This is a genomic window from Pandoraea sp. CB10b_02 (assembly GCF_002216225.1).
Classification (GTDB): domain Bacteria; phylum Pseudomonadota; class Gammaproteobacteria; order Burkholderiales; family Burkholderiaceae; genus Pandoraea; species Pandoraea nosoerga.
The window spans coordinates 138,752-161,752 of the sequence record NZ_NJGW02000009.1; the positions used below are offsets into that span (position 1 = coordinate 138,752).

At 66.3% G+C, this 23,001-nt stretch carries 18 protein-coding genes; 6 read left to right on the top strand and 12 right to left on the bottom strand.

Going from position 1 to position 23,001, the window contains the following annotated elements:
* The first annotated feature begins 18 nt into the window (after positions 1-18).
* The 3 genes from CDN36_RS11995 to CDN36_RS12005 all read left to right on the top strand — a co-directional run bounded on the left by CDN36_RS11995 (position 19) and on the right by CDN36_RS12005 (position 3,846).
* A complete protein-coding gene (locus tag CDN36_RS11995) occupies positions 19-1,251 on the top strand; it encodes an HlyD family secretion protein (RefSeq protein WP_150555956.1) in 1,233 nt (410 codons plus the stop codon).
* Positions 1,252-1,288: 37 nt separating this feature from the next.
* Positions 1,289-2,839, top strand: coding sequence for a DHA2 family efflux MFS transporter permease subunit (locus CDN36_RS12000; protein ID WP_150555957.1), 1,551 nt, complete (start codon positions 1,289-1,291; stop codon positions 2,837-2,839).
* 512 nt (positions 2,840-3,351) lie between these two features.
* A complete protein-coding gene (locus tag CDN36_RS12005) occupies positions 3,352-3,846 on the top strand; it encodes an acyl-CoA thioesterase (RefSeq protein WP_150555958.1) in 495 nt (164 codons plus the stop codon).
* 210 nt (positions 3,847-4,056) lie between these two features.
* Here CDN36_RS12005 and truB read toward each other — a convergent pair whose 3' ends face one another.
* From truB to scpB, 7 genes are all read right to left on the bottom strand, one after another.
* Positions 4,057-5,043: a tRNA pseudouridine(55) synthase TruB gene (truB, locus tag CDN36_RS12010; RefSeq protein ID WP_150555959.1), complete on the bottom strand. Its 987-nt coding sequence runs from the start codon at positions 5,041-5,043 to the stop codon at positions 4,057-4,059.
* Positions 5,044-5,289: 246 nt separating this feature from the next.
* A complete protein-coding gene (gene rbfA / locus CDN36_RS12015; protein ID WP_150555960.1) occupies positions 5,290-5,715 on the bottom strand; it encodes a 30S ribosome-binding factor RbfA in 426 nt (141 codons plus the stop codon).
* An 83-nt stretch (positions 5,716-5,798) separates the two neighbouring features.
* Positions 5,799-8,750 carry a translation initiation factor IF-2 gene (infB, locus tag CDN36_RS12020; RefSeq protein ID WP_150555961.1) on the bottom strand — a complete coding sequence of 984 codons (2,952 nt, stop codon included), beginning with the start codon at positions 8,748-8,750 and terminating at the stop codon, positions 5,799-5,801.
* An 80-nt stretch (positions 8,751-8,830) separates the two neighbouring features.
* Positions 8,831-10,306 carry a transcription termination factor NusA gene (nusA, locus tag CDN36_RS12025; RefSeq protein WP_150555962.1) on the bottom strand — a complete coding sequence of 492 codons (1,476 nt, stop codon included), beginning with the start codon at positions 10,304-10,306 and terminating at the stop codon, positions 8,831-8,833.
* Positions 10,303-10,761: a ribosome maturation factor RimP gene (gene rimP, locus CDN36_RS12030; protein WP_039410682.1), complete on the bottom strand. Its 459-nt coding sequence runs from the start codon at positions 10,759-10,761 to the stop codon at positions 10,303-10,305. Before rimP ends, nusA begins: the two co-directional genes overlap by 4 nt.
* A 369-nt stretch (positions 10,762-11,130) precedes the next feature.
* The gene (locus tag CDN36_RS12035) at positions 11,131-12,819 is read right to left on the bottom strand and encodes a pseudouridine synthase (protein ID WP_287496844.1); all 1,689 of its coding nucleotides are present in this window, start codon (positions 12,817-12,819) and stop codon (positions 11,131-11,133) included.
* Positions 12,820-13,028: 209 nt separating this feature from the next.
* Positions 13,029-14,294, bottom strand: coding sequence for an SMC-Scp complex subunit ScpB (scpB, locus tag CDN36_RS12040; protein WP_287496821.1), 1,266 nt, complete (start codon positions 14,292-14,294; stop codon positions 13,029-13,031).
* Between the two features lie 516 nt (positions 14,295-14,810).
* On the opposite strand from scpB, the gene fnr reads away from it, so the two are divergent.
* Entirely contained in the window at positions 14,811-15,539 is a 729-nt protein-coding gene (gene fnr, locus CDN36_RS12045; RefSeq protein ID WP_287496822.1) for a fumarate/nitrate reduction transcriptional regulator Fnr, read from the top strand.
* Between the two features lie 358 nt (positions 15,540-15,897).
* The gene (locus CDN36_RS12050) at positions 15,898-16,332 is read left to right on the top strand and encodes a YybH family protein (protein ID WP_150555966.1); all 435 of its coding nucleotides are present in this window, start codon (positions 15,898-15,900) and stop codon (positions 16,330-16,332) included.
* Positions 16,333-16,397: 65 nt separating this feature from the next.
* Here the strand turns inward: CDN36_RS12050 and CDN36_RS12055 are convergent, their stop codons facing one another.
* Entirely contained in the window at positions 16,398-17,345 is a 948-nt protein-coding gene (locus tag CDN36_RS12055) for a LysR family transcriptional regulator (protein ID WP_287496823.1), read from the bottom strand.
* A gap of 147 nt (positions 17,346-17,492) precedes the next feature.
* Between CDN36_RS12055 and CDN36_RS12060 the strand changes: the two genes are divergently transcribed.
* A complete protein-coding gene (locus CDN36_RS12060; RefSeq protein ID WP_150555968.1) occupies positions 17,493-18,509 on the top strand; it encodes a zinc-binding alcohol dehydrogenase family protein in 1,017 nt (338 codons plus the stop codon).
* A gap of 230 nt (positions 18,510-18,739) precedes the next feature.
* On the opposite strand, the gene CDN36_RS12065 is transcribed toward CDN36_RS12060, so the two are convergent.
* From CDN36_RS12065 to CDN36_RS12080, 4 genes are all read right to left on the bottom strand, one after another.
* The gene (locus CDN36_RS12065; protein ID WP_150555969.1) at positions 18,740-19,579 is read right to left on the bottom strand and encodes a competence/damage-inducible protein A; all 840 of its coding nucleotides are present in this window, start codon (positions 19,577-19,579) and stop codon (positions 18,740-18,742) included.
* Between the two features lie 147 nt (positions 19,580-19,726).
* Entirely contained in the window at positions 19,727-20,668 is a 942-nt protein-coding gene (locus tag CDN36_RS12070; protein WP_150555970.1) for an EI24 domain-containing protein, read from the bottom strand.
* Complete coding sequence (locus CDN36_RS12075; protein WP_287496824.1) at positions 20,665-21,702, bottom strand: sterol desaturase family protein; 1,038 nt, start codon at positions 21,700-21,702, stop codon at positions 20,665-20,667. Before CDN36_RS12075 ends, CDN36_RS12070 begins: the two co-directional genes overlap by 4 nt.
* A 64-nt stretch (positions 21,703-21,766) precedes the next feature.
* Positions 21,767-22,765: a YVTN family beta-propeller repeat protein gene (locus CDN36_RS12080; RefSeq protein WP_150555972.1), complete on the bottom strand. Its 999-nt coding sequence runs from the start codon at positions 22,763-22,765 to the stop codon at positions 21,767-21,769.
* Between the last annotated feature and the right edge of the window lie 236 nt (positions 22,766-23,001).

A 23,001-nucleotide genomic window follows, 5' to 3' on the forward strand; every position in this document is an offset into this window, starting at 1 on the left:
ATTAGTACGGAGCGAATGATGAGTGAGAACCAACAGCAAGCGCCTGCCCAGCAGCCGGCTCAGAGCAATGGCAAGCGCCGCCGCATGATGCTGACGCTGACGGCCGTGATCGCGATCGCGGCCATTGGCTACGGCGCCTACTACGCGCTGTACGCGCGTTACTACGAAGACACCGACGACGCCTACGTCGCGGGCAACGTCGTGCAGATCACCCCGCAAGTGGCCGGCACGGTCACCGGCGTGAAGGTCGACGACACGCAAATGGTCAAGGCCGGCCAGCCGCTGGTCACGCTCGATCAGACGGACGCGCGCGTGGCGCTGCTGCAAGCCGAGGCGAATCTGGCGCAGACGGTGCGCCAGGTGCGCACGTACTTCGTGAACAACGACGCCTATGCCGCCACCGTCGCGATGCGCGAATCGGAGCTCGCCAAGGCACAGGCCGACGTGAAGCGTCGCGAGATGGCGATCGCCACGGGCGCCGTGTCGCGCGAAGAACTGGCCCACGCGCAGGACGCCGTGAAGGCCGCGCGCGCCGCGCTCGAACAGGCGCGCGCGCAACTCGTGTCGAACAAGGCGCTGACGGACAAGACGTCGGTGACCACGCACCCGAACGTGCAGCAGGCCGCAGCAAAGGTGCGCGCATCGTACCTCGACTACGCCCGCACCACGATCCCGGCGCCGGTCGACGGCTACGTCGCCAAGCGCTCGGTGCAGGTCGGCCAGCGCGTCGCCACGGGCGCCCCGCTCATGGCACTGGTACCGCTCAACCAGGTGTGGGTCGACGCCAACTTCAAGGAAGTGCAGATCGCACACATGCGCGTGGGGCAGCCCGTGACGCTCACGGCCGACGTGTACGGCTCGTCGGTCGAATACAAGGGCACGGTCGCCGGTTTCTCGGCGGGCACGGGCAGCGCATTCTCGCTGCTGCCGGCGCAGAACGCCACGGGCAACTGGATCAAGGTGGTGCAACGCCTACCGGTGCGCATCGCGCTCGATCCGAAGCAGCTCCAGGAGCATCCGCTGCGCGTCGGCCTGTCGATGCAGGTCAAGGTGAACGTGCGTAACACCGACGGCAAGGAACTGGGCGAAGCGCCCGCGCTGCCGGTGTACTCGACCGACGTCTACGACAAGGTGGGGCACGACGCCGACGACATCGTCGCCAGGATCATTACCGAGAACGCTGGCGCCCCGCTCGCTTCGGGCAGCGCCAACGACACGCGCAATCAGCCGGCTCGCGCTCGTCCCCTGTAAATCGGAGGGGGGCGCGCCCCGCCCCCTTTGACATCTCATGGCAACTCAAAACGCTCCTGGCCCCCTGTCGGGGGGCCAGCTGGTCCTTGGCACCATCGCGTTGTCGCTCGCCACGTTCATGAACGTGCTCGACACTTCGATTGCCAACGTGTCCATTCCCGCGATCTCCGGCGACCTCGGCGTCTCGTCGAGCCAGGGCACGTGGGTGATTACGTCGTTCGCGGTGGCCAACGCCATCTCGGTGCCGCTCACGGGCTGGCTGACCGAGCGCTTCGGCGCGGTGCGGCTCTTCATTACGTCGATCCTGCTCTTCGTGCTCGCCTCGTGGCTGTGCGGCATGGCGCCGACGCTCGAATTCCTGCTGGCCGCGCGCGTGCTGCAAGGCGCGGTCGCCGGTCCGATGATTCCGCTGTCGCAATCGCTGCTGCTCTCGAGCTATCCGCCCGCCAAGAGTTCGATGGCGCTCGCGCTGTGGGGCATGACCACGCTCGTCGCGCCGGTCATGGGCCCGATTCTCGGCGGCTGGATCTCGGACAACTACCATTGGCCGTGGATCTTCTACATCAACGTGCCGGTCGGCATCGCGGCCGCTTACGTCACGTGGATGATCTACGCCAAGCGCGAGACGCCGACGCATCGCAAACCCATCGACACGATCGGCCTCGCGCTGCTCGTGGTGTGGGTGGGTTCGCTGCAGGTGATGCTCGACAAGGGCAAGGAGCTCGACTGGTTCAACTCGTCGACCATCGTGATGCTCGCGCTCGTGGCGCTCGTCTCGTTCTGCTTCTTCGTCGTGTGGGAGATCACCGAGAAGCATCCGGTCGTCGACCTGACGCTGTTCAAGCGAATCAACTTCACCGGTGGCGTGGTGGCCATCTCGGTCGGCTACGGGCTCTTTTTCGGGAATCTGGTCATTCTGCCGCAGTGGCTGCAGATCTATCTCGGCTACACCGCGACGGAGGCCGGTCTCGTGATGGCGCCCGTGGGGCTCTTCGCGATCATCCTGTCGCCGGTGATCGGCAAGTTTCTGCCGAAGCTCGACGCGCGCTGGGTGGTGACCGTCTCGTTCCTGCTGTTCGCGCTCGTGTTCCTGATGCGCTCGCACTTCAACACGCTCGTCGATACACGCACGCTGATGATCCCGACGTTCCTGCAGGGCGTGCCGATGTCGATGTTCTTCATCCCGCTCACGGCCATCATTCTGTCGGGGCTGCCGCCGAGCCGCATCCCCGCGGCCGCGGGTCTGTCGAACTTCGTGCGTATCACCTGCGGTGCGGTGGGCACGTCCATAGCGACGACCGTGTGGGACAACCGGATCACGCTGCACCACGCGCAACTGACCGAGCATCTGACGCCCTACGATCAGCCGTTCAACGCCTCGGTGGAATCGCTCAATCAGCTGGGCATGTCCACGGCGCAGGCGCATGGCTATCTCGATCGCGTTGTCACGCAGCAGTCGGCGATGCTCGGCGCGAACGACATCTTCTGGATCTCGGCGCTGCTCTTCGTGCTGATGATCGCGATGGTGTGGATCACGCGGCCGATCAAGGGCGGCGGTGGCGGCGACGCCGCGGCCGGGGCGCATTGACGCTGTGCGCCGATGCCGCGCGGCCGATTCGCGAATCCCGCGGTTCGTCGCGGCGGCCGATCACGTTGCGCTGATGCCGATGCGCTGATGCAAGGGCTTCCCCCCGAGTGCCCGGCCCTGCTCTGTATTACCGGGCACTTCTTGAACCCCGCTGACGTTGGCGGGGTTTTTTTCGTCCGTTGCGCGCACCGGCGATGTCGATGGGGTCGCGCGAAGCCGCATGCCGCATGCATATCACCGCATAAAGCTGTCTAGAGCCGCCTAGAACTGCCTAGAACCGCCTAACGCTACCTAAAGCCGTACAAGGCATCGGTGGCGGCAATGCGCGAAGGCGAGCGCAGCATTGCCGCGCACAAACGCATACATGGCAAGGCGCGCGAAAGCGTGCGTCGGCGCCCTACGGCACGACGGCGCGCGTTTCGCGTATTCGCAGTATCATCGTGGCGCGATCGGCCGTGCGCTGCCTGGCGCGAGCCGGCCAAAGACCCTATTCCCCTGCTGAACTGAACGCCATGAACACCCCCCAGAACCAGAGCGAGCGCTCCGAGATCACTTTCCGTTTCCTGGCTGAGCCGGCCGCCGTCAACTTTGGCGGCAAGGTGCATGGCGGCTCGCTCATGAAGTGGATCGATGAAGTGGCCTACGCCTGTGCAGCCACCTGGTCGGGCCGCTATTGCGTGACGGTCAGCGTTGGCAACATCCATTTCCACCGCCCGATTCTCGTGGGCAATCTGGTGGAACTGCGCGCGCGCATCGTCGCGACCGGTCGCACGAGCATGCATATTCACGTATCGGTCCACGCGGGAGACCCGAAGTGGGGCGAACTGCGCCAGACAACCGACTGCCTGATGGTTTTCGTCGCCGTGGACGAGAGCAATCACCCGGTGAGCGTACCGTCCTTCGAACCGAAAACAGACGAGCAGAAGGCGCTCGCCAAGTACGCCATGGACGTGCGCGCCGCGCTCGGCGCGATCGACGCCATGAAGCCCGGCAACGCCACGATCTGAACGCCACGATTTGAACGCCACGACCCGAGCGTCGGGACTGACGCACGCCGAGAGCGCGGCAGCACAAGGCTGTCTCGTCGCGGCGATCTTCGGTGTCTTCTGCGGTAAGGGTTGCGACGCCCGTCGCCGATCATTGCGAAATGCGGGGCCGGGAGCCGGTCGGCCGGGGCTGCATGCTCCACGGCTGCGCGCGCCCGACGCGGGCGGGCGTCATTGCGTCTTGAGCAGCCGCTGCGGCGTCAGCAGGCCTTCGCCATCGAGCCGCGCCACGCCGAGCAGGCGGGCGCCGGCGGCATCGCTTGCCTCGGCATAGACCTTGACCTCGATCGCGTCGTGCGCCGACGCGCAGGCGCGCAGCGGCTGCGGACAACGCGCGTCGTCCAGGCGCAGGCGCTGACCATGGCTGAAGCGCTTCGTGAGCGTCTCGTCGAGCCATACGGCGGGCAGCGTCCTGAGCAACGCATCGACGGGCGCCAGTCGCTGCACGCGTTGCGCATGGTCGAGGGCGGCCAGCATCTCGAGCGTCACCGCTCCCTCCAGCGTGAGCGGTCCCACCGCCGTGCGCCGCAGCCCGCGCAGGTGAGCGCCACAGCCCAGCGCCTCGCCAATGTCTTCGGCCAGCGTGCGCACATACGTGCCCTTGCTGCATGTCACCCGGAAGGTGAACTCGGCGGCGCCGGGCAGCGAGCACGTCACCAGTTCGAGCGATCGAATCGTGACCTGGCGCGCTTCGCGCTCGAGCGTCTGCCCGGCGCGCGCGTATTCGTAGAGCGGCTTGCCGTCACGCTTGAGGGCCGAGTACATCGGCGGCACCTGTGAAATCGGGCCGGTAAAGCGCGGCAGAATCGCGCGAATCGCGGCCTCGTCCACCGTCACCGGTCGCGTTTGCAACACCTCGCCTTCCGCGTCGCCTGTCGTGGTGGTCTCGCCCAGACGCACGTGCGCCTCATACGTCTTGTCGGCGTCAAGCAAGTCCTGCGAGAACTTCGTCGCCTCGCCGAAGCACAGCGGCAGCAAGCCCGTGGCCAACGGGTCAAGCGTGCCCGTATGCCCGGCCTTCACGGCCTGGAGCAGACGCTTGGCCCTGACGAGCGCATCGTTGGACGACAGGCCGAGCGGCTTGTCGAGCAGCAGCACGCCGTCGAGGGCAAAGCGGGGAAGTTTTTGGCGGGGTGCCTGCGAACGCGGGTCCGTCATGATGCGGGGATGGCTTGATGAGTTCGTGGAAATTCTACCGCGCCGCCGCGACGCCACGGCGCCGCGGCATGCCGGCCAGCTTCGGCGCACGGTCTGCGATCGACTTTCGCCCTTCGGCGCCCTCGGGCACCTTTCGGCACTCAATACGTTGGCTTAGGTGCGGTTTGCGCGGTCTAGACTCGGGTTGGGCGCGGGTTGGGCGCGGGTTGGGCGCGGTTTAGGTGCGGTTTTGGCGGCTGAGGCCGCTTACTTGCCGTCGTCCTCGTCGCCGTCTTCCCGGGCGCCGCGCGGTGCCTCCTCGTCCGCCGCGTCCTTCGCGCGCGTGGCGTTTGCCGTATCGATCAGCCGCGACATCTCGATGGCGCGTTCAATCGACTGATCGTAATGGAAATGCAGGGTCGGCACCGTGTGAATGTGCAGCCGCTTGAACAGCAGATTGCGCAGATAGCCGGCCGCCTCGTTGAGCGCTTCACCGGTCTGCTTCGGATCGCCGGTAAGCGTCGTGTAAAACACTTTCGCGTGCGCATAGTCGGGGGTGACTTCCACGCTTTGCAGCGTGACCAGCCCGATGCGCGGGTCCTTCACTTCGCGTTGGATCAGTTCCGACAGATCGCGTTGGATCTGGTCGTTGATGCGAAGATTCCGACCCGGAACGCCACGTTTCTTTGCCATGACAAACTCGCTGATAATGCAATGGCCCACGCCGCCGGTTTCCCGGCTCGGTGGGCCATTGCACTTCCGTTGGGCAGATCGCGTTACAGCGAACGCGCAACTTCCGTGATTTCGAACGCTTCGAGCTGGTCGCCTTCGGTGATGTCGTTGAAGTTCTTCACCGACAGACCGCACTCGAAACCGGACTTGACTTCCTTCACGTCATCCTTGAAGCGCTTGAGCGAATCGAGCTCGCCCGTGAAGATGACCACGTTGTCGCGCAGCACGCGCACGTGCGACGAACGCTTGACGAAGCCGTCGAGCACCATGCAGCCGGCCACCGTACCGACCTTCGGCACGCGGAACGTCTGACGCACTTCGATGAGACCGGTGATCTCTTCCTTCTTCTCCGGCGCCAGCATGCCCGACATCGCTGCCTTCACTTCGTCCACGGCGTCGTAGATGATGTTGTAGTAACGAATGTCGATACCGTTCGACTCCGCCAGCTTGCGCGCCAGTGCGTCCGCACGCGTGTTGAAGCCGATGATGACCGCCTTCGAAGCCGTGGCCAGGTTGACGTCGCTCTCGCTGATGCCGCCCACCGCCGCGTGCACGATCTGCACGCGCACTTCGGGCGTCGAGAGCTTGTTGAGCGACTGCGCCAGCGCTTCTTGCGAACCCTGCACGTCTGCCTTGATGATGAGCGGCAGCGTCTTGACTTCACCTTCGGCCATCTGCTCGAACATGTTCTCGAGCTTGGCGGCCTGCTGCTTGGCGAGCTTCACGTCGCGGAACTTGCCCTGACGGAACAGCGCGATCTCGCGTGCCTTGCGCTCGTCCTGCACCACCAGTACCTCTTCGCCGGCGCCCGGGACTTCGGACAGCCCCTGGATTTCCACCGGAATCGACGGACCGGCTTCCTTCGCGTTCTTGCCGGTCTCGTCGAGCATCGCGCGTACACGGCCGTAGGCCTGGCCGGCCAGCACCATGTCGCCGCGATTGAGCGTGCCCGACTGCACGAGAATCGTCGCGACCGGGCCCTTGCCCTTGTCCAGCTTCGCCTCGATCACGATGCCCTTGGCCGGGGCGTCCACCGGCGCCTTCAGTTCCAGCACTTCGGCCTGCAGCAGCACGTTCTCGAGCAGATCGTCGATGCCCGTACCGGTCTTGGCCGACACCGGCACGAACGGCGAATCGCCACCGTACTCTTCCGGCACCACGCCCTCGGCCACCAGCTCCTGCTTCACGCGCTCGGGGTTGGCTTCAGGCTTGTCGATCTTGTTGATCGCCACGACGATCGGCACGCCGGCCGACTTCGCGTGAGCAATCGCTTCCTTCGTCTGCGGCATGACGCCGTCGTCGGCCGCGACCACCAGAATCACGATGTCCGTGGCCTGCGCACCGCGGGCACGCATGGCCGTGAAGGCCTCGTGACCCGGCGTATCTAGGAACGTCACCGTGCCGCGCGGCGTATCGACGTGGTACGCGCCGATGTGCTGCGTAATGCCGCCCGCTTCGCCCGCCGCCACCTTCGCGCGACGGATGTAGTCGAGCAACGAGGTCTTGCCGTGGTCGACGTGACCCATCACCGTGACGACCGGCGGGCGCGGCAGCGCTTCGGCCACCGACGCCTCGTTGCCCAGTTCCAGCAGCGTCTCCGGGTCGTCGAGCTTCGCGGCAATCGCACGGTGGCCGAGTTCCTCGACCACGATCATCGCCGTTTCCTGATCGAGCACCTGGTTGATGGTTACCATCTGGCCCATCTTCATCATCAGCTTGATGACTTCCGCGGCCTTGACCGACATCTTGTGCGCCAGATCGGCGACGCTGATCGTCTCCGGCACATGCACGTCGCGCACGACCGGCTCGGTCGGGGCCTGGAAGGCCTGACGCTCGTCCTGCGCGTGGCGGTCGCCACGACGGCCGCCACGGCCGCCGCTGCGCCAGCCGTCCGCGCCACCGCTCGTGTCGCCGCGCGTCTTCATGCCGCCGCGCTTGTTGCGGTTATCGGCATCCTTCTGCCAGGCACCGCCCTTCTTGTCCTTCTTGTCCGCCGCGCCGGCCGACGTGGACGGCGCCGCCGTGACCGGCTTCTTGTCCGCCGGCTTGGCCGTGGCCGCGCCCTCGGGCTTGGCCGGCTTGTGCAGCGTGCCCTTCGCTTCGGGCTTGGCGCCCGCCGCGGCCGCCGGCGCCGGTTCCGGCGCCTTGAGTACGCGCCGCGGCGCGTTCATCATTTCGCGAATGGCGCGCGCTTCGGCTTCGGCCGCTGCACGGCGCTTGCGAATCGCCTCCTCTTCGGCACGCGCCTTGTCGGCCGCAGCGCTCGCCTTCTCGGCCGCCGCACGCGCTTCCTCGCTGGCCTTGCGGGCCTGCTCGCGCTCGGCGTCCGCCTTGGCAGCCGCCGCCTTCTCCGCGGCAGCCTTCTCGGCCTGCGCGGCCTTTTCGGCGTCGGCCTTGGCCGCCTTGTCCGCTTGCGCGTCGGCCTGCGCCTCGGCAGCCTTCACCTTCTGTTCTTCGGCCGCCTTCGCGGCCGCGGCGCGCTCCGCTTCCTCGCGAGCGCGGCGCTCGGCGGCTTCCTTTTCCTCGCGCTCGCGGCGCTCGGCTTCCTCGCGCTCGAGCTGCTCCTGGCGACGCTTCAGTTCAGCGGCCTCGGCGGCCAGACGCTCCGCCTCGCGGCGTGCGTCTTCCTCGCGCTGGCGAAGCGCCTCGTCTTCCGCGGCGGCGGCCGCGGCGCTCTCGGCGCCTTCCGTGATGTCGTCGCGCTTGACGAAGGTGCGCTTCTTGCGCACTTCGACCTGAATCGTGCGCGCCTTACCGGTCGCGTCGGCTTGCTTGATTTCCGAAGTCTGGCGACGCGTCAGAGTGATCTTCTTTTTGTCGCCGTCGCCAGCACCGTGCGACCGGCGCAGGTGCTCCAGCAGACGGGCCTTGTCGGCTTCCGTCAGCGAATCGTCGGCGCTGAGTTTGTCCACGCCGGCGGCTTTGAGTTGCTCCAGCAACACGCCGGCCGGCATTTTCAGTTCTGCAGCAAATTGGGCTACGTTGATGCTCGCCATTCAAACCTCTTCAAGCAAGGCCACGCGCCTTGCGGTTAACTTCAAAGTTCACTGTTCCATATGCATGCCGGGGCAGGTCATCATTGGAACCAGTGCTCTCGCGCTTTCATGATCAGGGTCTTCGCGGCTTCCTCGTCGACACCGGTCATCTCGGTCAGTTCGTCGACAGCCAGTTCGGCCAGATCATCGCGCGTCTGAATTTCATGCTCGGCCAGCTTGGCCAGCAGCTCGGGCGTCATGCCTTCGAGGCTCTTCAGATCGAGCGCAACACCCTCGACCTTCTCCTCGGTGGCAATCGCCTGCGTGAGCAACGCGTCGCGCGCACGATTGCGCAGTTCATGCACCGTGTCCTCGTCGAACGCTTCGATTTCCAGCATTTCGTTCAAGGGCACATAGGCGATCTCCTCCAGGCTCGAGAAACCTTCCTCGATCAGGATGTCCGCCACTTCCTCGTCCACATCCAGACGCTGCATGAACAGCGCGCGCAGCGCGCCGCGCTCCTCGTTCTGCTTCTCGGCCGATTCGTCCGGCGTCATGATGTTGATCTGCCAGCCCGTCAACTCCGACGCGAGACGCACGTTCTGGCCGCTGCGGCCGATCGCCACCGCCAGTTCGTTCTCGTCGACGACCACGTCCATGCTGTGCTTCTCTTCGTCCACGACGATCGATTGCACGGCCGCCGGCGCCAGCGCGCCGATCACGAACTGCGCAGGATCTTCCGACCACAGCACGATGTCGACGTTTTCACCGCCGAGCTCGTTGCGCACAGCCTGCACACGCGTGCCGCGAATGCCCACGCAGGTGCCGATCGGGTCGATGCGCTTGTCGTATGCCACCACGGCAATCTTCGCGCGCACGCCCGGATCGCGGGCGGCCGACTTGATCTCCAGCAGGCCCTGCTCGATTTCCGGCACTTCCATGCCGAACAGCTCGATCAGGAATTCCGGCGCCGTGCGCGAGAGTTCGATCTGCGGGCCGCGCGCCGTGCGATCGACCTTCACGATGTACGCGCGAACGCGATCGCCGATACGCAGGTTTTCCTTCGGAATCAACTGGTCGCGGCGCAGCAACGCTTCGACGCGGCCCGATTCGACGATCAGATTCCCCTTGTCGAGACGCTTGACCGTGCCGGTCATGATCTTCTCGCCACGCTCGAGGAAGTCCGACAGGATCTGCTCGCGCTCGGCGTCGCGAATGCGCTGCAGGATCACCTGCTTGGCCGCTTGCGCGCCGATGCGACCGAACTCGACCGACTCGACCGGCTCTTCGATGTATTCGCCGACTTCGAGCGCCGGGTTTTCTTCCTTCGCTTCGAACAGCAGGATCTGCTTGTCCGGCTCTTGCAGGCCGGCCTCGTCGGGCACTACCAGCCAGCGACGGAAGCTCTCGTGCTCGCCCGACTCACGGTCGATGTGCACGCGAATGTCGACGTCTTCGGTGTAGCGCTTCTTGGTGGCCGAAGCCAATGCTGCTTCAAGCGCGCCGAACACGACATCCTTGTCGACGTTCTTTTCGCGCGCGAGCGCATCGACCAACAGCAATACTTCGCGACTCATCGTTTGCGACTCCTAAAATCAATCTGCGGCACAAGGCGCGCACGGTCAATATCCGCGAGGGTGAATTCGAGCAGCGCCGGGCCGCCCTTGCCTTCGAACTCCAGGCTCAGGTTCTCGCCCTGCGGCGCCTGCAGGATGCCGCGGAACTGCTTGCGGCCTTCGAGCGGCACACGCAACGTGAGACTCACTTCTGCGCCGGTGAAACGCTCGAAGTCGCGCAGCTTGCGCAGCGGACGATCCAGCCCCGGCGACGACACTTCGAGTCGGTCGTAATTGACGTTCTCGACCATCAGGACATGCGAGAGCTGACGGCTCACCGTCTCGCAGTCATCGATCGTGATGCCCTCCGGCTTGTCGATGTACACGCGCAGCAAACCGCCGCCGGCGCGCTCAAGATCGACCAGCTCGTAACCCAGGCCTTCGACCGTGGTCTCGATCAGTTCTGGCAATTGCAACTTTACTCACCCTAGAAAAACTCGCGCGCATCAGCAGCGCCCGACATGTTGCGCGCCCCGCATGGGACGTCGCACGATACCCGCCTGGACCGTCCGGGCCGGCGTGCCCGCGTCGACACACCCACTCCCCGACACGGCGGTATCGGCCGCGCAAAACGCTCGCGGCAAAAAAAAATGGGCGAAACGCCCATTTCTTACAGCCTCATTGCGCATGAGGTGCGCGCCGCAACAGAACGTGTGACGCGCAAACCAGCTTATTCGTTGATTTTATATGGTTTTGGGCCAATTTGCAACGCTTGGCGCGGCAAATGCCCATCGCACGGGCATCGATGCGACATTGCCGCACCGCGGAAGAACACGTTTGCGCGATCAGCGCGAGCGGTTCCCGCCGCGATTTCCCCGGTTGCCTTGATGGCCGCCGCCCGCACGGTTGCCGCCGCGGCTGCGATTGCCGCTCACGTTACCGTTCACATTGCCGCCTCGCGACTGGCCGCCAAAACCGCCGCCGGCGTTGCCGCCGCCAAAGCGACGCCCCTCGCCGCGGGGCGCGGGCGTCTGCCCGGGGTAGCCGCCGCTCGGGCCGACGAACGCCGTGAGCGGGTTGGCGCGCGGGCGCCGCGACTGTCCCGGCTCGCGGGCGAAGACGCCCAACGCCGTTTGCATCGGATCGGGCTGACGACGCGGCTCCTTCGGCGCCCCGGCCTTGCCGCCGCGACCACTCTTGCCTTTCTCGTCCGAGCCCGCCCCCGGCATCTTCATGCCGACCGCCGCGAACAGCGAACGCACCTGTGCGTCGTCGAGCTCTTCGTAGCGACCGCGCTTGAGGCCGCGCGGCAACGTCAGCGGGCCATAACGGGTACGGATCAGGCGGCTCACCATCAGGCCGGCGGCGTCGAACATGCGACGCACTTCGCGATTGCGGCCTTCGGTCAGCGCGACGTGATACCAATGGTTGGAGCCTTCGCCGCCACCGTCCTGCAGACGCAGGAAGTTGGCCTGACCGTCTTCCAGCTCGATGCCGCGCAGCAGTTGCTGGCGCGACGCTTCGCTCAACTGGCCGACCGTGCGCACCGCATATTCGCGCTCGATGCCGTAGCGCGGATGCATGAAGCGGTTGGCCAGATCGCCCGACGTCGTGAGAATCAGCAGGCCCTCGGTATTGAAGTCGAGACGCCCGACCGCGAGCCATTTGGCCGTTTTCATCGGCGGCAGACGGTCAAACACCGAAGCGCGGCCTTCCGGATCCGAATGGCTGACGATTTCGCCGGCCGGCTTGTGATAGAGCAGCACGCGCGGCGGCTTGCTCGTGATGCGGCGCTTGACCAGCTTGCCGTTGATGCGCACCTGGTCGGTCGGCAGAATGCGCTGGCCGATGTGGGCCGGCTCGGCATTCACCGACACACGCCCCGCGAGAATCAGCTCCTCCATCTCACGACGCGACCCCATGCCCGCTTCGGCAAGCACCTTGTGCAGTTTCGGCGCCTCGTCGTCGGGCGAGAGCACGCGACGCTCGGCGGGACGGCGGCCGCGCTTGGCCGCAGCCTTGGCGTCGGCGTCGGACTCTTCGCTGTCGAAGCCGCCCGAGGTCACGAAAGCGAACAGGTCGTCGCCGTCGCCCTTGCCTGCCTGGGCGCCATGCGGGCCGCGGGCGCCGCCGGGCGCCCCCTTGCGGCCACGCCCCTTGCCGGCGCCTTGCCCCTTGCCACGCGGCGATGCGCCGTTGGCGCCACTGGCACTATTGGCACCATTGGCGCCCGCGCCCCCCGCCTGCGGCGATTGCCCTGCGCCGTCGCGCTTGCCGCCACGCGACTTGCGGGCGGCGTTGCGACCACGCCCTTGCGCAGCCTGCGGCGCGCCTTCGTTGAGTGCAGCGCCGCCGTCGAGGCTCTCGCCGGACGACGCATGCTGCGTTGCCTCCGGTGCCAACGACTCGCCGTCGTCGCCCTCGCGCTTGGCTTGCTGGGCTGCACGCCGGCGGGCGATCAGACTGCGCGGACCGCGACGCAAGCCACGGCGCGACGCCTTTTCATCGCCGCCCTCGCCTTCCGGCGCGCGCATTTCGGCACCGGCATCGCGTGCGTGCAGGTCCTGGGATTCTTCGTTTTGTTTCAACACAACCTCATTGGAAAACGGGATCGTTGCGAGCAGGCGGTAAGTCGCTGCCCTGATCCGTGTTCGCACCATGAATGCGCGGCAAATGCTTGCCGCGACTTCGTTCTTATCGCAAACGGCCTCGAGCGTGCGCACGGCGCAAGTGCGCCGGCGCCTCAGGTGCCGGTGACGAGATTCTTGTCGTCCCCGCGGTTCTCGTCGTCATTCGTCGTGTCGGACATGGGCTGTCCGGCAGCGGCTTCATTCGCCGCCGAGTCGGCAGCGTGCGGGGACACCTCCTGCGTTGCCGACGTGACGGGATCCGCCGTCAGCGTCGTCACGTTCTGCGCATCTTGCGGCAGCTCGTCACCAGACGGCACCGCAGTTCCCGATTCTTCGGAAAATTCCTCATGCCCGGCGCCCGGCGCGACATCTTCTTGGCCGGCCTCGCCCTCGGCATCCCGAGACGGCTCATCGCTATGCACGGCTTGCGCATCGCGCTCGCCGTCCCTATCGATGTCCGTACCAGCGTGGCCGTTCGCAGCGCCGATCTGCTCACTGACGTGCGTCGCCGGCGCGAGTTCCGCATCGAACGCCGCAACGGCGGAATCTGCCTCGGCGCCCGGCCCATCCGACGCATCCGGCGTACCACCGACAGCCCGCGGGGTCTCGCCCTCGGCCAGCGCGGCGTCGAGCAAGGCCGCTTCGGTGAGCGCGTCGTCTGCCGGCGACGTCACCGGTGCGCGTTGATCTTCGGGCAAGCCCTGCGCGAGCGGCAGGTCGTCCGCGCGGGCCTCGGCCAGACGCGCGAGCGCGTCGGCATCGGCCACGGGGACGTCTTCGGACACTGCCCCATCGCCATCCTCGCCCTCGGCTCGCTCGCCGAACTCGATGTTCTGCTGCGCGAGCAGATCGATCTGCGCCTGTGCCGCGGGGTCTTCGAGCGGCGGCAGCGCGTCGAGCGCGCGCAGACCCAGATCGTCCAGGAAGGCCTTGGTCGTCGCATACAGGCCGGGACGCCCCGGCACGTCGCGATGACCGATCACCTCGATCCAGCCACGGTCTTCGAGCTGCTTGATGATCTGCGTGTTGACGGTCACCCCGCGAATCTCTTCGATGTCGCCGCGCGTGACCGGCTGACGGTACGCAATGATCGCCAGCGTCTCCATCACGGCGCGCGAATACTTCGGCGGCTTCTCCGGATTGAGGCGATCAAGGTATTCGCGCATGCGCGGACGGCTCTGGAAACGCCAGCCGGTGGCCAGCGCCACCAATTCCACACCTCGGCCATCCCATTGCACGCGGATTTCCTCGAGCAGCGCGCGCACCGTGTCACTGGACACGGCGTCATTGAAGAGCTTGCGCAGGTCACCGACCTTGAGCGGCTCCTGCGCGCAGATCAACGCGGTCTCGAGGACGATTTTCGCCTCTTGGGTATTCATGTGCGACTAAGCAAACCGGGGGCTTGGCAACCCGGAATCAGGAATAAATGGATGCTTGGAACACGGGAAACGGTCGCAACCGCTTCGCATAAGCGCGCGCCCGTTTGTGTTCGGTCGTAGTGACGGCGGCGCGACCAGGATGCTTCGAAACGACCTGCCGGGAAAACGCCCAGGCCGATAGTGCGGCGAGACGGACGTCCGGTATGTGCGCAATTATTACTGAAACGCCGACGCCCGTAAAGCGTCGTCGAAACCCGGGCCTCGCTCCCCCCCTTATCCCATCATCCCCTCCCCCCTTGCGCCACCGTGTCGCACAACCCGCGTCAAAGCGCGCCGGCACCGCACACCGCATCCGCCGCATCCGCCACCCGGCAAGGGCGTGCGCCGAGGCGGCCCGCGCCAGGCGCAGGCCCCGCGCGCCGTCCACGAATCGCGGGCGCACAGCCGTGCGCCCTGGCGTAGAGACGACGGGTGCACGCCTCATGGTAAACTTCTGAAATAACTTCAGGGGCCTCCATGACCACCGAAAACGGTCGCATTCCGATCGCTCAGCCCCGTTGTTCCACATGCTCGCTGGGGCAGTTCTGCCTGCCCGTCGGCATCCCGACGCCCGAGCTGGAACGACTGGATGCGCTCGTCAACGAACGCCGCCGCCTCAAGAAAGGCGAAGTGCTTTATCACGCCAACGATTCGCTCAATGCCGTCTACGGCATTCGCTTCGGCTCCCTCAAGAGCTGCGTTACCGCACCTGACGGCCGCGAGCAGGTCGTCGGCTTCCATCTGCAGGGCGAGCTCATCGGGCTGGACGCCGTTGCCGACAGCCACCATCCGAGCACGGCCATCGCGCTCGAGGACAGCGAACTGTGCATCGCCCGCTTCGGCGAGCTGGAGACGCTCTCGCGCCAGGTGCCGTCGCTGCAGCGCCAGTTGCATCGCCTGATGAGCCAGGAAATCCGCAACGAACACCAGCAACTGCTCGCGCTCGGCACCATGCGCGCCGAGGAGCGGCTGGCCGTGTTCCTGCTCAACCTGTCCGAGCGGCTGGCCGCGCGCGGCTACGCCGCCAACGAATTCGTGCTGCGCATGAGCCGCGAAGAAATCGGCAGCTTCCTCGGCCTCAAGCTCGAGACGGTCAGCCGTCTTTTCTCGCGCTTTGCGCAGAACGGCATGATCGAAATTCGCCAGCGCCACGTGAAGATCATCGACGCGGCCGCGCTGCGCGAGCTCGCCGGCGTACCGTGCTGACGGGCAACCGGGGGCGCCTTCGCCCCCCCTTCACCGCTCGTCCCATATCCCACACCCCTGCGCCGTCTTCCCCTTTTTCCCCATCCCCACGCCCTCCGGCATCGCCAGACAACGCTTCCCCGCGTTTCGGATAAGCTACCGGCCCGCCCGGGCGCCCGCCTTGCGCCAGATCAAGAGTCGCGCCGCGTCGCGACGGCGCTCGCCCGCGCGCGACGCGGCCGGAGCAACGTTCGACAAGCCCGGGCAAACGCTCCATAATCGGCGCGTTCGCCGGGTCGACCGACGCATGCCCCGCTCATCGTCTGCAACGTCGCTCGAACGCACTCCCCGGCGCGTCACACCGACGGAGGCCGCCGTTATGCCCGCAGCCATATACCTGAGTCCGGAAGACGCCGAGCACGCGTACTACGAAGCAGTGCGCGCCGGCGACACCGATGCGCTGATGGACGTCTGGTCGGAAGACGAGGAGATCGTCTGCATTCATCCCGCGGGGCCGCGCCACGTCGGTCCGGCGGCGGTGCGCGCCAGTTGGCGGCAAGTGCTGGCCAACGGCGGCCTGCAGGTCGCCGTCAGCCATCTGCAGGTAGCCCACAATCCGCTTTGCGCCGTGCACAACGTGCTCGAGCAGATCCTGGTCGAGTCCCATCCCGAGGCGCGCTACGCGTTCGTGCTCGCAACGAACGTCTATCTCAAGGAAGCGGACGGCTGGCGGCTCGTCCTGCACCACGCCAGTCCCGCCATCGGCCACGAAGACAGCAGCACGCAGGCCTCGCGCGCGCACCGGCTGCATTGAAAAGGCGCCGCCGGCGCCGCGCTCGGCGTGTGCGGCATCCCGTGCCCCGGCCCTCGCCGGCCAGTTCATGCGCCGGCCGCACCGTGCGCCGCACTGTGGCCACCGTCCCCGTTTTCGACATCCCAGTACGGGACCGGGCCGAACCGCGCCTGCAGGAATTCGATCAACGCGTGCGTCTTGGGCGGCACGAACGCCCGGCTCGGGTAGACGGCCCAGATCGCCACTTCCTCGGCCAGCGGATAGGCCGGCAGCACCGGCACCAGCTCGCCTCGCTTCAGATGCACGCCGACGTCCCACGTCGACTTCAGCGCAATGCCGAGCCCGGCCAGCACGGCGTCGCGCAGCACCTCGCCGTTGTCGGACGCGAGCCGCCCGTTCACGCGCACGCTGAGCGCGCCGCCGGGCGTCACGAAGCGCCAGTCGCGCTGCTCCCCCAGAATCAGGCAATCATGCGCGGCGAGATCGCCCGGATGCCTGGGCACGCCGCGCGCGGCCAGATAGGCGGGAGACGCACACAACGTCCGGCGATTGGGCGCCAGTTTGCGCGCGACGAGTGACGAATCTCGCAACGCCCCCACCCGAATCGCCAGGTCCACGCCTTCCTCGATCAGATCGACGACCCGGTCCGTGAGCCGGAAATCGAGCGATATGCCGGGGTACTGCGCCAGGAACACGGGCAGTGCGGGCGAGACGTGCTGGCGTCCGAACGAGGACGAACACGATACGCGAAGGCGCCCCTGCGGCGCCGCGTACCCCTGCCCCACGCTGGCGAGCGCCTGCGCTTGCGCGGCAAGTAGTACCTGCGCATGTGACAGAAACTGCTCGCCTTCCTGCGTCAGTGCAACGCGGCGCGTTGTTCTGTGCAACAGACGCGCGCCCAGCACACTTTCGAGCTGCGCCAGGCGTGTACTGGCGCTCGCCGGCGACAGTCCGCGCTCGCGCCCGGCCGCCGATACGTTACCCAGCGCCGCTACGCGAACGAACAATGCGACCGCGTCGAGGTCCAATGCCATTTGATGGATATTCCAAAAAATCTTTTCGTCATTATGCGGATTATCAAATCAATCGACCAGCCGTAATCTTGCCCGACTCCATTGCGAGCCTCGCAGGTGTCGCCAACGCATCCCCCGGCGGCGCCTATCATCAACAGGAGAAAACCGATGAAAGCCGTAGGACTGACCCGATATCTGCCCATCGACGACCCCAGGTCGCTCGAGGACATCGAATTACCGACGCCGACACCCGCCGGGCACGACCTGCTGGTGAAGGTCGAAGCCATTTCCGTGAACCCCGTCGACACGAAGGTGCGTGCGCCCAAGGACAAGGTCGAGGACACGCCGCGCGTACTCGGCTGGGACGCGGCCGGCACCGTCGCCGCCGTCGGACCGGACGTCAAACTGTTCCAGGTCGGCGATCCGGTCTACTACGCGGGCAGCATTACGCGGCCGGGCACGAACAGCGAATTCCATCTGGTGGACGAGCGCATCGTCGGCCACATGCCGACGTCGCTCGACTTCGTGAACGCCGCCGCCCTGCCGCTCACGACGATCACCGCGTGGGAAGCCCTGTTCGACCGCCTCGGCATCGCCCCGGACGGCGCCGATCAAGGCAAGTCGATTCTGATCATCGGCGGTGCGGGCGGTGTGGGCTCCATCGCCATCCAACTCGCGCGGCGTCTCGCGCAGCTGACGATCGTGGCCACGGCGTCACGGCCGGAATCGAGCGACTGGTGCCGTCAGCTCGGCGCGCAGCACGTCGTCGATCACACGCAGGACATTCCTGCGCAACTGCTCGCGCTCGGTCTGCCGCAAGTGGACTACGTGCTGTGCCTGAACGACACCGATTCGCACTTCCCGGCAATGGCGCAGGCCGTCGCCCCGCAGGGCAAGATCTGCTCGATCGTGGAGAACGCCGGCCCGCTCGAGGTCGGCCTGCTCAAGAGCAAGAGTGCCACGTTCGTCTGGGAATTCATGTTCACGCGAGCGATGTACGAGACGCCTGACATGATCGCGCAGCACAAGCTGCTCACCGAGGTGGCACGGCTGATCGACGCGGGCACGCTGCGCACGACCCTGGGCGAAGTGATCGGCCCGATCAATGCCGTGAACCTGCGCCGCGCACACGCGCAGCTCGAAGGCGGCCGCACCATCGGCAAGCTCGTCCTGGCGGGATTCTGACTGACGAGAAGCGCGACCGACGCCCGATAGCGCAACGGCGCTTGCCCGTCAAAGGCAAGCGCCGCTTCCTTGTGCGCCTCATGCTCTCTCGGGCTCTCTCGGACTCTCCCAGACTCTCCCGAATTCTCGCCTGCGCGCTAGCGCCCGGCCGGGCGCAATTCGCTACGAGACGAACACCGCACGTCGATCGGCCAGCGGCCGGAGGGCCGGCACCCGCGGGCCTGCCCCTCCTACTTCGCCGCGCGCGCCGTGCCCTCCGGCACGGCCAGCGCATCGGCCGGGTGAATGATCTCGCCGCCCAACGCGCTCACGCCCGCGAGCAGCCGCTCGAACGCCGCGCCGACCAGCGCGGAATCGCCCTTGACGCCCAGATCGATGTGACGTCGCGCGTACACGCCGCCGCGCTGCGCATCGCCCACGCTGGGCAAGCTGAACACCTTCACCCCCGCATATTCGGCTTCGATGGTTTCCATGAGCGGCGTGAGCGTCGATTCCGCCAGCCCGAAGACAAGCACCGAGCGTTCCGCGTGCTGCGTGAGGTGATGCAGGTCGGCGTAGTACGTGTCGAGCACCCAGGCCATCATCGGCCATGCCATGACCGGGAAGCCGGGCATGAAGTGATGGTGATCGATCGAGAAGCCCGGAATCTTGTTGTACGGATTGGGCAGGATCCGCGCCCCGACCGGGAACTCTCCCATCTTCAGGCGATGCCGGTTGTCGGGCTGGCTCATGTCGGCGCGCCCGTCGGGGCTCGTGTCGGCAATGCGTTCCATGATGAGCGCCTCGGCTTCGGGCGTGAGCACGAGCGGAACGTTGAGCGCCGCGGCCGCGCACTGGCGGGTGTGATCGTCGGGTGTGGCGCCGATGCCGCCGGTCACGAACACGATGTCCTCGCTCGCGAACGTGCGGCGCAGCGTGGCGGTAATGCGCGCCGGGTCGTCGCCGACGTACTCGGCCCAGCCGAGCTGCATGCCGCGCTCGGTGAGCAGTTCGATGATCTTGGGCAGATGTTTGTCCTGGCGACGTCCGGAGAGGATTTCGTCGCCGATGATGATGATGCCGACCGCCATGATGCTTCCTTTATCTGTCGTCAGGGGGCTGGGAGGGACTTGCCGGTTGTGCGCGTCATGCCGTCGTGCGGGTCATGCCGACTACCGCCGTGCGGCGCGGCCCGATAGCCGGAATGACCGGGCCGCGATTCGACGATTGTGCCACTTTCACGACGAACCGTTGGGTGACCCATGCGACCCATGCGGGCCGGAGGCAGACGATGCGGGCGGCAGGTCCTCCGTCTCGGGCAGCGGTGTGCCCGCCATCGGCAGGACCGTCGCGCCGAGCGTCGGCTCGTGCCGCGCCGCGGCCTCCTCCTCGAGCCGCAGCCGCGACAAGGCGCGCAGACAATAGTGGGCGAACCACAGCGCCGAGAACACGAAGATCACCACGTAGAGCCAGATCGCCAGCAGCGCGATGACGGGAAACAGCACGATCATGATGACCGAGGATACCCACAGCAGCGTCGGTAGCGAGCCGAGCAGCCCCGTCGCAACGCCGATCACGAGCAGCGGCAAACGGCGTTCGCGCACGATGCGGCGCCGCTCCTCCGGGCTCGCGTGAAAAGCAAGTGCATCGTAGGTCATCACGCGATACGTGAGCCAACCCCACAGCAGCGGCGGCACGATCGCGAAGAACGGCGGCACGAGCCACAGCGGCAGCGTCAGCAGCGCTGCGACGAGAAAAACCGCCGTCGCGCCGAGCGACTGCCCGAGGCTGCCCCAGAACGAGCCGCCGCGCCGGGCTTCGAGATGGATGAAGTGACGGCGCGACAGATGCCGCAGCACCGCGGGCATGGACCAGCCGGCAATGAGCAGCAGCGCCGTCACGACGATCAACGGCACGAGCAGCGCCACGAGAATGAACGGTGCGAGCGCCATGCGCACGCTGTCCACGCCGAAGTAGTTGAAGAAGCGGTAGATCCACTGCGTGAACGACCACTGCTCGAGCCACACGCGCAGAAAGTCGGTAAACGGCTCCCAGCCGAACCAGATCACGGCGCCCCACACGAGGCCCGAGACGACGAACGGCATGGCGGTAAGCCACAGCATGCGCGGGTGCAACAGACTCACGAGCGCGCGGCCAAGCGCGCGAAGCATATCGTTCATGCAGATTCGGTACGGTCGGTGCGGGTCGCGGAATCGGCGCCGGGGCCGGCGGCCCGGCGCGGGCGAAGGCTCGCCCAAAGGCGTTGCAGGCCGAGCCACTGTTGGGCCCAGAAGCCCTCGCCGTAGTCGACCAGCCGGCCCGCGGGCGGCGGCAACTGATCGCGAATGCCGGTGGCGACGCCCGCGCGCGAAAAGTCGGCGGTGCCCAACGCCATGTCCCACCACGGGAACAGCACGCCGAAGTTGCAGCCGCGATGGCGCCCCTCGTGGCCGACGCCGATCGCATGATGCCGGCGGTGGAACGCCGGGCTCACGAGCAAACGCTCGCCGAGCCGGCCAAAGCGCAGGCGCGTGTTGGTGTGCTGCAGGCTCTGCAGCCAGTCCGACACCGCCACGAGCAGCACGAACTGCACCGGGCTCACCCCGATCACGATGGCAATGACGGCAAAGAAGGCCGCCTTGATCAGATCGTCGAGCAGGTGGTTGCGGTTATCGGTCCAGAACGACATCTGGCGCTGGCTGTGATGCACGGCATGCAGCGCCCACCACCATCGGAACGTGTGGCTCCAGCGGTGATACCAGTAGCCGGCGAAATCGAGCACCAGCAGATAGACGAGGAAGCTCACCAGCGCATGATCGGTCACGCCCGGCCAGAGATCCTCCAGATTGACGTTGACGAAGCCGGCGAGCCGCAGCCACGCCTGCAGAGCGTCGAAGAGCGGGCGCAACACGAAGAAGAACACCAGATTGAACAGCCCGAGCCGATGCACCAGCGTGTAAATTACGTCTACGCGCACGGCACGTCGCTCGCGCCACCGCTCGGCCGGCGCGAGCCACTCGAGCGGGCGCAGCAGCGCGAGCATCAGCACGATCTGGAGCACGCCGATCAGGAAGAACTGGACGGCGTCGAAGGCATCGTCGGCAAGCGACATCAGCCCGGTGGCGTACAGCACGGGCTGCACGATGCGGGTGTAGATCTCGGTCTGCGCCGCCGAAAAAGCGGCGTAAAAACCGTCGACCAGCGAATCGAACATGTCACGGGGCCGGGCGTCGTGGCGACGCCCGGTCAAATAGCGCGCGGGCGGCAATGCCCCGATGTTACAGCACTGGTGCGCGGTCGTAGAAATAGATCCCGTGCGGCGAGCGCCCGACCGCAATGGTGTTGACGAGCTTGCGTGAGGCCAGGTCGATGATGCCGACCTTGCGGGCCCAGCGGAACGTCACCCACAGCGTCTTGCGATCGGCCGAGAGCTCCATGTCGTCCGGGCCCGGCAGCAGCCCGGTGATATTGCCGACGTTGGTGAGCGCGTCCTGATCGATGATGCTGATGGTGCTCGACACGCGGTTGGAGATAAGCACGTGCTTGCCGTCGGCGAGCGAGCGGAAGTTATGGGCGCCCCTGCCCGTCGGGATCGTCTTCACCACCTTCTGGTTGCGCCAGTCGACCACGGCGGCGTAGTCCGCGCCTGTCATGCCCACGAGCAGATACTTGTCGCCCGGGGTGAGCCAGACGCCGGCCGGGCTGTCGCCCACCTTCATCTTCCACAGCACCTTCTGCGTGGCCAGATCGATCGCCGCGATCTCGTTCGATTCCTGCAACGAGATGAACACGAGCCGGCTGTCCTGAGTGAACACCAGGTGGCTTGGCATCTTCTTGAGCGGGATGCGCTGGGCAACGCTCAGGTTCTTGCCGTCGTAGCGGTACACGTCCACGCGATCGAGGCGCAGGCCGTTGGCCACGAACCACTTCTTGTCCGGCGAGAAGCCGATCTGGTACGGGTCCTCGATGTTCTCGATCTTGCGCTGAATTTGGCCCGTCTTCGGGTCCAGGAAAACAAGGTTGTTGCCCACCGAGTTCGCCACGATGAGCGACTGGTTGTCCGGCGTCGCCATCAGGTGATGGGGCTCCTTGCCGACCGGGAACGTCTGAATGACCTTCTGTGTGGCCTTGTCGATCAGGCTGACGCTCGCGTCGGCCGAATTGAGCACGACGACCACGCCGTCGCTCGCGGCAGGCGTCGCCGCCGCGGCGGGGCCGGCGAGTGCCGCAAGACCGAAGGAAGCCGCCAGGCCAGCGGCGATCAGAAGTTTGCGCATTGCAGAATCTCTCGGGAGAAAAAGAGGGAGAAGCCTGGGTCGGCAGATCGCCAACGGGGTCGCGCACGGACCGTCGTCGCACGCACACCGCACCTCGCCGTCGCACAAAAAAGTTTCGCTATTGTAGGCCGGGAACGCCCCGCCAGCGCGCCGCGGCGCCGCCTTTTTTGATCTGACGAAACACAATTGCAACACTTGTTGACGTCGCGCAAACCCGCCTGTGCTCGGCGTACCAG